This is a genomic window from Pseudomonas sp. NFR02 (assembly GCF_900119375.1).
GTDB lineage: Bacteria > Pseudomonadota > Gammaproteobacteria > Pseudomonadales > Pseudomonadaceae > Aquipseudomonas > Aquipseudomonas paracarnis.
Window position 1 is genome coordinate 308,257 of the sequence record NZ_FPJJ01000005.1, and the last position, 12,692, is coordinate 320,948.

The 12,692-nt window shown below is 58.4% G+C and carries 4 protein-coding genes and 2 pseudogenes; 5 read left to right on the forward strand and 1 reads right to left on the reverse strand.

The window, feature by feature from the left end:
• Window positions 1–19 precede the first annotated feature (19 nt).
• The 4 genes and pseudogenes from BT199_RS27615 (at window position 20) to BT199_RS17410 (ending at window position 11,423) form a co-directional block, all read left to right on the forward strand.
• Complete coding sequence (locus BT199_RS27615) at window positions 20–10,615, forward strand: two-partner secretion domain-containing protein (protein WP_083535079.1); 10,596 nt, start codon at window positions 20–22, stop codon at window positions 10,613–10,615.
• An 8-nt stretch (window positions 10,616–10,623) separates the two neighbouring features.
• Complete coding sequence (gene cdiI / locus BT199_RS17400) at window positions 10,624–10,986, forward strand: ribonuclease toxin immunity protein CdiI (RefSeq protein ID WP_072435133.1); 363 nt, start codon at window positions 10,624–10,626, stop codon at window positions 10,984–10,986.
• Between the two features lie 84 nt (window positions 10,987–11,070).
• Window positions 11,071–11,151, forward strand: a pseudogene (locus BT199_RS17405) (transposase); the annotation flags it as partial.
• A gap of 2 nt (window positions 11,152–11,153) precedes the next feature.
• Entirely contained in the window at window positions 11,154–11,423 is a 270-nt protein-coding gene (locus BT199_RS17410) for a hypothetical protein (protein WP_072435135.1), read from the forward strand.
• Window positions 11,424–11,449: 26 nt separating this feature from the next.
• Here BT199_RS17410 and BT199_RS27515 read toward each other — a convergent pair.
• Window positions 11,450–11,611: pseudogene (locus BT199_RS27515) on the reverse strand (IS4 family transposase); the annotation flags it as partial.
• 295 nt (window positions 11,612–11,906) lie between these two features.
• Here BT199_RS27515 and BT199_RS17420 point away from each other — a divergent pair.
• Entirely contained in the window at window positions 11,907–12,647 is a 741-nt protein-coding gene (locus BT199_RS17420) for an AraC family transcriptional regulator (protein ID WP_072435136.1), read from the forward strand.
• Window positions 12,648–12,692 lie beyond the last annotated feature (45 nt).

Here is a 12,692-nt window from a genome sequence, read left to right on the forward strand (position 1 = left end):
GTTGCAACGAGAATTTGAAATGGATGTTCGCCAATTTGCCTTCCTGGTTCGCCAGCCTTCTGCTGCCCTGAAAAGCCGTGACGCGTTCCTGGGCCTGCCCAAACGTGGCCTGGCGCTGATCCTGGCCAACGCGCTGTTCTGGCAACCGTTGCTGGCCCAGGCCGAAGGCATCGTGGTCAGCGCCCCCGGCACCACTGTGGGCGCGGCGGGCAATGGCGTGCCGGTTGTGAACATCGCCACCCCTAATGGCAGTGGCTTGTCCCACAACCAGTTCAAGGACTACAACGTCGGCGCCAACGGCGTGATCCTCAACAACGCCACCGAACGCACTCAATCGACGCAACTGGGCGGCATCATCCTCGGCAACCCGAACCTGCAAGGCCGCGCCGCCAACATCATCCTCAACGAAGTCAACGGCGGCAGCCCCAGCCAACTGCGCGGCTACACCGAAGTGGCGGGCCAGTCGGCCAAAGTCATTGTCGCCAACCCCTACGGTATTACTTGCAGCGGCTGCGGCTTCATCAACACCCCCAATGTCACGCTGACCACCGGTAAACCGATACTCGACGCAAGCGGGCAACTGCAACGTTACCAGGTTGATGGCGGCGCCGTGACCATCGACGGCCAAGGCTTGAACGCCGATAACGTCGACCGTTTCGAAATCATCACCCGCTCGGCCAGGATCAATGCGCAGATCAATGCGCGCAACTTGAGCGTGGTTGCCGGGCGTAATGACGTCGATGCTAAAAGCCTGCACGCCACTGCCCGCGCAGATGACGGCAGTGCCAAGCCGGAGCTGGCGATTGACTCGACGGCGTTGGGTGGGATGTACGCCGGGGCGATCAAACTGGTGGGCACCGAGGCTGGCGTGGGCGTGAAGCTCGACGGTACGTTAATGGCCAGTGGCGGGGATATTCAGCTTGATGCCAATGGACGACTGAGTTTGGCTAATGCCAAAGCCAGCGAAGCGGTGGTGATCAAGGCCGGTCAATTGGACGCTGCGGGTGCGGTGTATGCTGGCACGCGGGTCGATGTACAAACCACGACAGGCCTGAGCAACCAGAAAAGCCTTGCGGCCCGCGACAGCATCACCGTGACCAGCGGTGGGGCGCTGGTCAACAGCGGCATCATCGAAGCCGGTGTCAACGCCGATGAAAGCCGCAATGCCGGTGGCGATGTCAGTCTGCACGCGGCGAACCTGAGCAATAGCGGCAGCGTGGTTGCCAGCCGAACCCTTACCGCCACGGCCAACCAAACCTTGAGCAATCAAGGCGGCACTCTGAGCGGTACCACCGCCGTGATTAACGCCGGTCAACTCGACAACCGTGGTGGTCGTTTACTGGGTACGGACTCGCTCAAAGTCACGGCAACCGGTCTGGATAACCGCACCAACGGTCTGCTGCACAGTGAAAACAGCACCGACGTTACCGTAACCGCTGCACTGGATAACCAGAGCGGTCGCGTGATCGGCCTCAAAAACCTGGCGCTTAACGCCGGCCAACTGACTAACGATAACGGTCTGGTTGCCAGCCAGGCGCAGGCCCGTGTAACCGCCGGGCAGTTGAGTAACCAGGCGGGTGAAATTTCTGCCAGCCAGACCACCGTGATTGCCACGAACCTGGATAACCGTTCCGGCAAATTGTTGGGCAGCAACCTCAACGTGACCGCCAGCGGTGCCATCGATAACCGCCTGGGGATTTTCTCCGCCACCAGCCTGACGGTACAGGCGGCCAGCCTGGATAACCGCGATAAAGGTTCCGTTGCCAGCCAGGGCGTGATGAACCTGACCGTCGCCGGGCTGCTGGACAATCGCAATGAAGGCAACCTCGTCAGCCAGGGGGCTCAACAAATAGCCGCAGGGCAGTTGAACAACAGCCAGGGCGGCCTGGCGTCCAGCAAAACCACCCTGGCGCTGCACGGCGACAGCCTGATCAACCAGGGTGGCCTGGTCATTGCCGACGGCGCGCTGACCCTCACCGGCGGCGATCTGGATAACAGCCAAGCGGGCGTGATCAGCACCAAAGCCGCCGCGCACGTGCAACTGAACCGGTTGAACAACAGCAATGGCGGCAAGTTGGGCAGCGATGGTGCGCTGACCCTCCACGCCAACCAGCTCGAAAACAGCGCCGGTCGCATCAGCGCCAAGGGCGACTTGCAGGCAACGGTCGGTGTGCTCAATCAACAAGCGGGCGAACTCGTCAGCGACGGTGCGCTGAACCTGACCGGCACTTCCCTGGATAACCGTAATGGCGGCCTTATCGCTGCCACCAACGGCGTGGACCTGCGCAGCCAGACCATCCTTAATCAGCAAGGCGAGATATCCAGTCAGGCCAAGGTGCTGGTGGTCGCCGACCAACTGAACAACACCACCGGCAAGGTGATCGGCGACAGCGGCCTGACGCTCACGGTCCAACGTCTGCTCAACCAAAGCAAAGGCCTGCTGGCGGGGCGTGAGAGCCTTGTGTTGAACGGCGCCCGACTGGATAACAGCCAGGGTGGCCGTGTCACCAGCCAAAAAGACCTGAACGTTATCCTGACCGGCGACTTGCTCAACCAAGGGCAGGGCACGCTGCTCAGCGAGGGCGCGTTAACCATCCAGGCCGGTACGCTGGACAACAGCCAGGGCGGCATTTTGTCCGCAGCCAATGTGTTGTCGATCACCACTCAGGGCCAGTTGAACAACCAGGCAGGCAAACTACTCGCCGATGGCACAGCCACGCTGGTCAGCGCTGCGCTGAACAACAGCCAGGGCGGTGTGATCAGCGCCAAGCAGCAGGTTGATGTGCGCAGTGCCGGCCTGAATAACAGCCAGCGCGGCAGTATCAGCAGTGACGCTGGTATCACCCTCAACGCAGGGCAACTGGACAACAGCCAGCAAGGGTCGATCTTCGCCAAGTCAACGGTCAAGGCAACCCTGAGTGGGCTGGACCAGCATGACCGTGGTGAGCTGGTCAGCAACACCAACATCGAACTGGACTTGAACCATGGGCAACTGATCAACCGCGACCACGGCCTGATCGCGACACCGGGCCAACTGCTGCTGAACAACCTGGGCAACGTCGACAACAGTCAGGGCGGTGAAATCTCCAGCACCCGGTCATTCCTGTTGATGGCCGATGCGCTGAATAACCGCGGCGGCAAAGTCATCAGTGGCGACAGCCTGCAGGTACGTATCGCCAAGGCGCTGGATAACAGCGTGGAAGGTGTACTGTCCGCCAAGAGCGTTCTGCAGGTGGCAGCCGACAGCCTGGACAACCAGGCCGGTGGCGCGCTCGCCAGCCGTGGTGCGCTGGACCTGAAGGTCACCGGCGTGCTGGATAACCATAACCAAGGGCAGATCACCGCCGCTACGGTTTTGACGACCACCTCAGGCTCCTTGAACAACAGCGACAAGGGCAGCCTTTCGGCCGGCACGCTCCAGACGCTCAACACTGGCGCGCTGGACAATCACCAGGGCGGGCGAATCGTCAGCGACGGCAGCCAGACAGTCACCGCTGCCAATGTGGATAACCGCACGGGTGTGATCGGCAGTCAACAGGCGTTGAACCTGACCACTGCCAACCTCGATAACACTGCCGGGTTGATCAACAGCCAGGCTGATTTGACCCTGACCGGGCAAACAGTCGACTCAAGCCTGGATGGGGAAATCTCGGCCAAGGGCGACTTGAAGCTCATCGTCCAACAGCTGATCCAGCGCCAGGGCCGCTTGATCGGCGAGCGCGCTGTGAGCCTCGATCTGCAAGGCGGAAATCTTGATAACAGCGCGGGCTTGATCAGCGCCAAAGGCCCGCTGACCTTCGCGCGCCTGGCCGACCTGACCAACCGCGAACAGGGTGAAATCTCCAGCCAAACAGCGTTTACCGTGGCCGCCAAACGCATCGATAACGGTGATCGCGGGGTCATCCTCAGCGCTGATCAATTGCGTCTTGAAGCGGATACAGTGGTCAACGCCAACAAGGGCTTGATCTCAGGCTGGAACGGTCTGACGGTGGTCGGCAATGGCCTCGACAACCGCGCCGAGGGCACGTTGTCGAGCAAGAGTGGCACCCTGCACACTGACCTCACCGGTGTATTGGATAACCACGCGGCGGGTGCCCTGGTCAGCCTGGGCAAACAAACGCTCATCGCGGGCAGCCTGAACAATGATCAGGGGATCATCTCCGGCCAGGCCGATGTGGACCTCAACGTTGCCGGTCGGCTGGATAACAGCAACAACGGCCTGATTGCTGCGGCTCAACACCTGGGCTTCAATAACGCCCAGAGCCAAATCCTCAACCGTGCTGGCCGGATCAACGCCGGCAACATCAGTCTTATCGGCCAGAGCCTGGATAACAGTGCCGGCCAACTGATCAGCCAAGGTACTTTGGACGGCACCCTCAGTGGCGCGCTGATCAATGCCAACAATGCGCGCCTGGCCAGTGGCGCAGCCCTGTTGCTGAAAGCCGCCAGACTGGACAACCGAGGCGGCCAACTGGTCAGCCAGGATCGCCTTGACCTGACCCTCGCCAATGGCGACCTGGATAACAGCGCCAAAGGCACGCTTGCCAGCCAGAAAGACCTAGTGATCAAGCTGTTGGCCGGTGACGTTCAAAACCAGCAAGACGGCCTGATGTTCAGCCAGAAGGGCAAGCTCGACCTTACCGCCCGCGCCCTCACCAACTATCAAGGCACGCTGCAAAGCCAGACCGATAATCGCCTGCGCCTCAGTGGCGCCCTGAACAACCAGGGCGGCCGCGTCGACAGCCTCAGTGGCAACCTGGACCTGCAAACGGCCAGCGTCGCCAATACCGCAGGTGGCATCCTCAACAGCAGCAAAGGCTGGATCAAGCTGGTCACTGGGCTGTTCAACAACGGCAGCGGCATCACCCAGGCGCAGTCGTTGAACATCGAAGCCAAAGGCGGCCTGCTCAACCAACTGGGGCATCTGTCGGCCCTTGGCGGTGACAGCCGGATTGTCACCACTACCCTGAATAACCAGGGCGGCGGTGTGTATGCCGACACCTTGCTCAAAGTCACCGCCCAGGACTTCAACAACCAGGGCACAGCGGCCAACAACGGTGGCAAGGTCGGTGCGCGCACCATTGACTTCGGCCTCACCGGCACCCTGAGCAACCGCAATGGCCTGATCGAAAGCGACGACACCCTGAGCCTTGTCGCGCAGACCATCGACAACGTCAGCGGCAACCTGCGTGCCATGGGCCGGGTTGGCACCACTGATATTCGCACCACGGGCCTGTTCGATAACCGCTTCGGCGCGCTGGAAAGCGCCAACGAAACCCTCAACCTGCAAGCGGCCAGCCTGGATAACAACGGCGGGCGTATCGTCCACACTGGCGGCGGTAAATTCAACCTCACGTCCGATCAAGTCACCCGCGCCGGCGGCAGCTTCGTCACCAACGGCCAACTGGACATCAAGGCTGCCAGCTGGACCAACAGCAGCGTGATCCAGGCCGGGCGCCTGAACCTCGACATCGGCCAATTCACCCAGACCGCCAGCGGGCAATTGCTCGGCGCACAAAGCCTGACCGGCACGGGCGACACCTGGACCAACGACGGCCTGCTGACCAGTGACGGCACCCTCAAGCTGACCCTCACCGGCGGTTACAGCGGCAACGGACGGGTCAGCAGCCTGGGCGATATGACCCTCGCGGCGGCCAACGTGGACCTGGGCGAGAATGGTCGTATTGGCGGTGGCGCGCTTACTCAAATCACGAGCACCAATGTCTTGAACAACCGTGGTCGCCTGACATCAGTAGGTGATCTGACGGTCAACGCCGCCACCTTGAACAACTACGGCACCCTGGGCGGCTCCGAGAACGTTCGCCTCAACGCCACCCATCTGCTCAACGAAAAAGGCCTGCTGTTCAGCGGCGAAGAGATGACCCTGCGGGTCAACGACTTCAGTAACCGCTTTGGCGATGTCTACAGCCTGGGCGGCCTCGACATTGCTCGCGATGATGCCAATGGGCGCAGTGCGCTGATCGAAAACGTCTCCGGTACGTTGGAGAGCGACGGCAATATGCGTTTGCTGGCCGATACCCTGAGCAACCGGCGCGACCAGTTCACCACCGAGAAAAGCCTGGTTTCCGCCAGCATCAGTGTGTACGGCAACGACTACTGCAAAGGCAAAGGCTGTGAGCTGAAGTTCAGCGGCGTCGAAACCTATGAGGACGTTATCAAAGGCAGCTCCGCCTCCGCATTCATCAATGCCGGTGGCGACCTGACGGTGGGCAGCCAGACCTTCGATAACCTCTACAGCTCGGTATCGGCCGCTAAAAACATCCTGATCAACACCGACGTGCTGAACAACACCGGCGCTGCCGGCGGTGAACAGCGTAATTTCGGTTACGCCTACTACACACGCAACCGGTCGGCTTACTCGTTGCTGATGAGCGAAGTCGAACAGTTCAACCGCAGCAACGATCCCAACTCAAGTGACTATAAGCCGGGTGCGTACACGTTCGACCAGTTTGTTGAGAAGACGAGGTTCTCGGACACCTTCTTCACGTCACCTGTCGACTACACCGTCCCCACCTCTGGCAGCGTGATCGCCCAAGCGGTGATCCAGGCAGCCGGCTCGGTCACCGTTAACGCAACCAAAGAAATCAACAACAGCGTCATCCGCCCGAACGCCACCGACATCGACACCCCGGTGGCCAACCGCAACACCAACTCGGATGTATTTGCCTCTACCGTAAAACCGGCCATCACTGCGCAGCTACCGCCAGACCTGGCCCAACGCCAAGTCAATCCGGTGACCTTGCCGGGCTTCAGCCTGCCAACGGGTGAGAACGGCTTATTCCGCCTCAGCGGCCAGGCCGCGAAGGCCGGTGCAGCGGGTAAAGCGGATACCGCCAAGGGTGACTTCAACGCAAACGGACGTGTCATCACCGCCGCCGACCGCGAGAAAACCCTCGACTACAGCGCCGTGCAAGAGCGCGGCTTCAGCCTCGACGGCCAACCGGCCAGTGGCGCGGTCAACGGCCAAGGCCCGTTGGCCTTGGACAGCCGCGCCCAATCGGTCACCCGCGTACAAGGCCTGCCGGACATCGCTCCGGTAGACAACAGCCACAAATACCTGATCGAAACCAACCCGGCGCTCACCGACCTCAAGCAGTTCATGAGCTCCGACTACCTGCTCGGCAAACTGGGCTACAACCCCGACGCCAGCTGGAAGCGCTTGGGCGACGGCCTGTACGAGCAACGTCTGATCCGCGAAGCCGTTGTGGCCCGTACCGGCCAACGCTACATCAACGGCCTCGCCAGCGACGACGCACTGTTCCGCTACCTGATGGACAACGCCATCTCGTACAAGGACTCGCTCAACCTGCAACTGGGCGTGTCGCTAACTGCCGAGCAAGTCGCGGCACTGACCCACGACATCGTGTGGATGGAAGAAGCCGAGATCAACGGCCAGAAAGTCCTCACCCCCGTGCTCTACCTGGCCCAGGCCAACAACCGCCTGGCCCCCAACGGCGCGCTGATCCAGGGCCAGGACGTGAGCCTGATCAGCGGCGGCGACCTGCGCAACAGCGGCACCTTGCGCGCCACCAACAACCTGAACATGGTGGCCGGCAACATCGACAACAGCGGCCTGATGCAAGCCGGCAACCGCCTGGAAATGCTCGCCACCGACTCGATCCGCAACACCCGTGGCGGCATCATCAATGGCCGCGACATCAGCGCCACCGCCGTGACCGGCGACATCATCAACGAACGCACCGTCACCACCTTCAAACAGGACGGCCAGGGCTACCAACTGCGCAACGACGTGGCCAGCGAAGCCTCACGCTTCGAAGCCACCGACACGCTCAAGCTGAACGCCGGCCGCGACGTGCTCAACCTCGGCAGCAACCTCAAGGCCGGTGGCAACGCCAGTGTCACCGCCGGGCGTGACGTGCTGATCGCCAGCCAGACCGAACAAGACGATTACGCCTACCAACGCCGCCGCATCAGCGGCACCGAGCAAACCATCCTGCAACACACCTCCGCCGTGGACGTGGGCGGCAACCTCGCCATCGACGCCCGCAGCGACATCGCCGTGGTCGCCAGCACCGTCAGCGCCGCCAAAGACCTCAGCGTCAAAGCCGGCGAAAACCTGACCCTGGCCGCCGCCGCCAACGAACAGCACGACTACTCCAAAGGCAAAAAAGGCGGCACCAAAACCACCACTCAACTGGACGACATCACCCAACAAAGCGCCGAACTCAAAGCCGGCGGCGACCTGATCGCGATCGCTGGCACCGACCTCACGCTAGTCGCCAGCAAAATCAGCGCGGGCAATGAAGCCTATGTGCATGCGGATAACGAGCTGCAAATGCTGGCGGCGCAGGACAGCCATTACTCGCTGTACGACATGAGCAAGAAGGGCAGTTGGGGCAGCAAGAAAACCCAGCGTGATGAAGTGACCGATGTGAAGAATGTCGGGAGCGAGATCAAGACTGGGGGGGATTTGACGCTGGAGAGTGGGGGTGATCAGAAGTATCAGGCGGCGAAGCTTGAGAGTGGGGGGGATATTGCGATTGTCAGCGGTGGGGCGGTGACGTTTGAGGCAGTGAAGGATCTGCATGACGAGAGCCACACCAAGAGCAAGGGCGACCTCGCCTGGACCAGCTCCAAGGGCAAAGGGAATACCGACGAGACGCTACGCCAAACGCAGATGATTGCAGAAGGCAGCGTGGTGATTAAAGCCGTCGATGGCTTGAAAATTGACATCAAGCAGATCGATCAAAATACGGTTAGCCAGACGATTGATGTGATGGTCAAGGCTGACCCGCAACTGGCCTGGCTAAAAGAGGCCGAGCAGCGCGGGGACGTGGATTGGCGCCAGGTTAAAGAACTGCACGACAGTTTCAAGTACAGCAATTCAGGCTTGGGCGCCGGCGCGCAGATCATCATCGCGATCATTGTTACCTACTTCACGATGGGCGCCGCCAGCGGTGCAATTGCCGCAGCGGGTTCGGGAACATCGATGGCGGGGGCAACGGCTGTTGGGACTGCGGCCACGTCTGCCGGGTGGGCCAATGCTGCGGGCAGTACCGTGCTTGCTGGCATGGCGAGTAACGGCGCGATCAGCACCATCAATAACCGTGGAAACCTGAGCACCGTCTTAAAGGATGTCACTTCCAGCGACGCGATGAGAGGCTACGTGGTGTCCGGCGTCACTGCTGGCTTGACTGCAGGTGTCTATGACAAATGGACCGGCACTCAGACAGGCACTTCCACTGCACTCCCCAACTCAGGTGCAGTTGCCACCGTAAGTCCGTTGAGCACTTGGCAAGGCGTGGGGCAGTTCACGGCCAACCAAGTAATGCAAAACGGAACATCCCTATTGGTGGATCGGGCGCTCGGGGGCGAAGCCCGTCTTGGCGACGCGTTGCAGAGTAGTTTGGCTAACGCATTTGCGGCTTATGGATTCAACCTGGTCGGGGATATTTCCAAGAACCGGTTTGCAGAAAGTGGCATTACCAAGATTGGGCTGCATGCCTTGATGGGCGGGTTGGCAGCTGAGGCTTCTGGAGGAGATTTCCGCACAGGCGCTCTGGCAGCGGGTGTGAATGAGGCATTGCTGGATAGCCTCGCCAAGCACTATGCCGGCATGCCCGATGACCAGAAGAAAGGTTTGCTGGTCATGAACTCGCAGTTGCTTGGGGTGCTTGCGGCATCGGTACAAGGCGATGCCGACGCTAAAAATCTGCAAACGGGGGCATGGGTAGCGGGTAACGCAACGCAATACAACTATCTGTTTCACCAAGAAGTGGAGGAGATGACTGAGGAGGTTGCTAGTAAGAAAACCGAGGCTGAGAAAAATGAGGTTCGTGCCCGCTACGCGCAACTTGACGAAGCTAGAAACGGGGAGCTGCGATCGGTTTGCCAAGCTGCTCCCGCCGCATGCGATGCAGCATCAAATCGTTTAATCGCGGATGAGCCCAAGCTGCGTGAGTTGGCCAAATCGCTCTATGCACAAGGTCATACCAGTGAAGCCACTACGATTGCGGCTATTATCATCAGCAATAACACCACTGCGACTTTAACGATAGCCACGGAACTGGCGGCATTGCGGGATGGTGATCAGTCTTCATTTTGGGATGCTGCTGCTGGTACATTACTAGGCGCGTCGCTTGGAGGAATGAGGCCGAGTGGAGGTGGCGTCGGTGCAAAAGGGGCTGCAAGCTTCCCGGAAGGCATGAGCTTTAATCCGAGCATCAAAAACCATCTGAGTAGTTTCGATGGATTGACCCAGAAAAGTGGGGTTAGCGGAACCCATAATCTTAATGCATTCTCTCAGGCCGCATCTTCAAATGGCATAAAGATATTGGGTGAGACACCGACTTCTGTTAAGGGGATTACAAATATTGAATATCAGATACCGGCTTATGATCGAGCTGGAAATGTGATCGGCTATAAAGCGAAAGAGTTTACTAAGACTGTTTATGATCCGAAGGTCTTCTCTGATCAAAAGATCCTTGATCTTGGACAGCAGGCTGCGGCCAGTGGATACAGGGGTGCTTTGTCGAAGGGGGTGACTCAATATGATGCTACTGCCGGGGGCGTTAGCTTTAGGGTCTACCTTGACAAGGCTACAGGGGCAGTTACTAACTTTCACCCACAGTGAGGATTGATATGAAAGAGCTATTTGGACAGCCATATACTGATTCAGACCCTTACTGGATAGTGAAGGGGTATTTTGATCGGATGTATCACGATGGTAATTTTATAAAATCTCTTGAGCTATTGGTGAAAAGGTGGGGCTTCAGTACGGATGGTGCGTACTGCAATTTTCCTGATTTAAATAGTTTTTTTGAGGAGGAGCATTTTGAAGGTGTTGAGTTCGCTTATGGTTATCCGCCAAAAAATGAAGATACAGTTGTTGTAAGTGAAGAAATTTGCTCTAAATACATACGGCTAGCATGTGATAAGTATGTAAGTCTTCATCCGGAAGATACCGTAAAAGTGAGAGAGATTTTGGATCAGCTTTCTTTCTGATTTATTCTGAATAAACAAAAAAAGGGGCAGATTTATTTTTTCCCAATTTGCTAGGCTGTAATTCTCTAAGGAAGGAGGTTACCTATGCCCAGAGTGGGACGTGTCGTTTTGCCCAACTATCCTCATCATGTTGTACAGCGTGGTCACAACCGCCAGGTGGTCTTTAAGTGAAGCCAAAAACGGTAGGTTGGTACCTATTGGGTACGCTAGTTGTGTATTTTTTTCTGGTTTTTTTTGTGGTAGGTATTGTCGGTAATTTACTCGTGGCGACGATTGCATATTTCAAGCTGGGTCATTGGGCGCTTGAGGCTGGCGTTATCAATGCCTCTCTGAAAGTCGCTGCTTACTGCGGGGTTCCAGTAGGTGCGGGTATTTGGATGTTGTCATGGCTGAAAAGTCGTAAAGACAAAAAAGGCACTGGTATTTGGAAAAAGTAGAAAAAGGGGACAGATTTGAATGGCACTTACTTAACCTTCTTTGGTTGTCCATTTCTCCTGACCTCGGCCCTTGCCGCCGAACGCGTTTGCATCAGCATCGGGTAAGGTTTGGGTCTTCGTTTTATGGCGCGAGGCTCAATCCGTCCCGGCCGGTTTCCGACACGTTTCCTGGCGATCAACCTAAGTAAAGGAAAAAAGGTGACAGGCCCACAGGGCCTTTTTGCGAGCCCCTATTATCCCCAAAAGTATCAATCTCTCTTTATTGAAATCCACTCCCCAATATTCCGGCTTTTTTAATTTTTCCTCGACGTTTTTTCCCAATACCCAACTCAATACGCAATTCCCCCACCCTTTCTTTGTTTAGTATTGAATCCAGTCGCCACCGAGGCCCAACGGGTCACTCTGTTCAAAAAAGGAGAAACGACATGACGCCCCAGGATCCTTCCAACACTAGCCGACCTCACCTGCTCGCGGCCTCCTGAGATGAACGCGCATACCCCCTTGGCAGCCCTCGCCGGTAACTATCTTCACGGTGACATCGTGCCTGCCCATCGACATGACGAGGGCCAACTGGTCTATGCCATCAACGGTGTGATGCTGGTGTCGGTGCAGCAGGCAACCTGGGTGCTGCCTTCCGGGCATGCCCTGTGGGTGCCACCGGCGATGGAGCATCAGATCCGCATGACCGGCGAGGTGCGTATGCGCACCTTGCTGATCTCGCCGGGGGCGCATGGTCGGTTGGCGCAGGAGTGCGAGGTGATCAGGGTTTCACCGTTGCTGCGCGAGCTGATTGTGGCTGCAGGCGATGAACCTGAAAGCCAGGCGGCGTCGTTGCGTCATGTGCAAATTGTCGAGCTGATTTTCTCGGAGCTTGACCGCGCGCAGCGAGTGCTGGCGCATGTGCCGATTCCGGATGAGCCGAGGCTCAAGGCGCTGTGCGCGGACTTTATCGACAACCCTTCCCAGGAGTCGAAACTGGAGTGTTGGGCGGCGCAGCTCAATATGAGTTCGCGCACCCTGGCGCGGTTGTTTCAGAAAGAGCTGGGCATGAGTTATAGCGAGTGGCGCAAGCGCACGCGGTTGCTGCTCAGCATGCAGCGGCTGGCCAGTGGGGCCTCCATTTTGGAGGTGGCCTTGGAGCACGGTTACCAAAGCCCGAGTGCATTTACCGCGATGTTCAAGCGCACCCTGGGTTACACGCCAAGTCACTGCCGCCTGGTCTGAATTCACAGCGGTTGTGGGAGCTGGCTCGCCTGCGAAAGCTTTAGT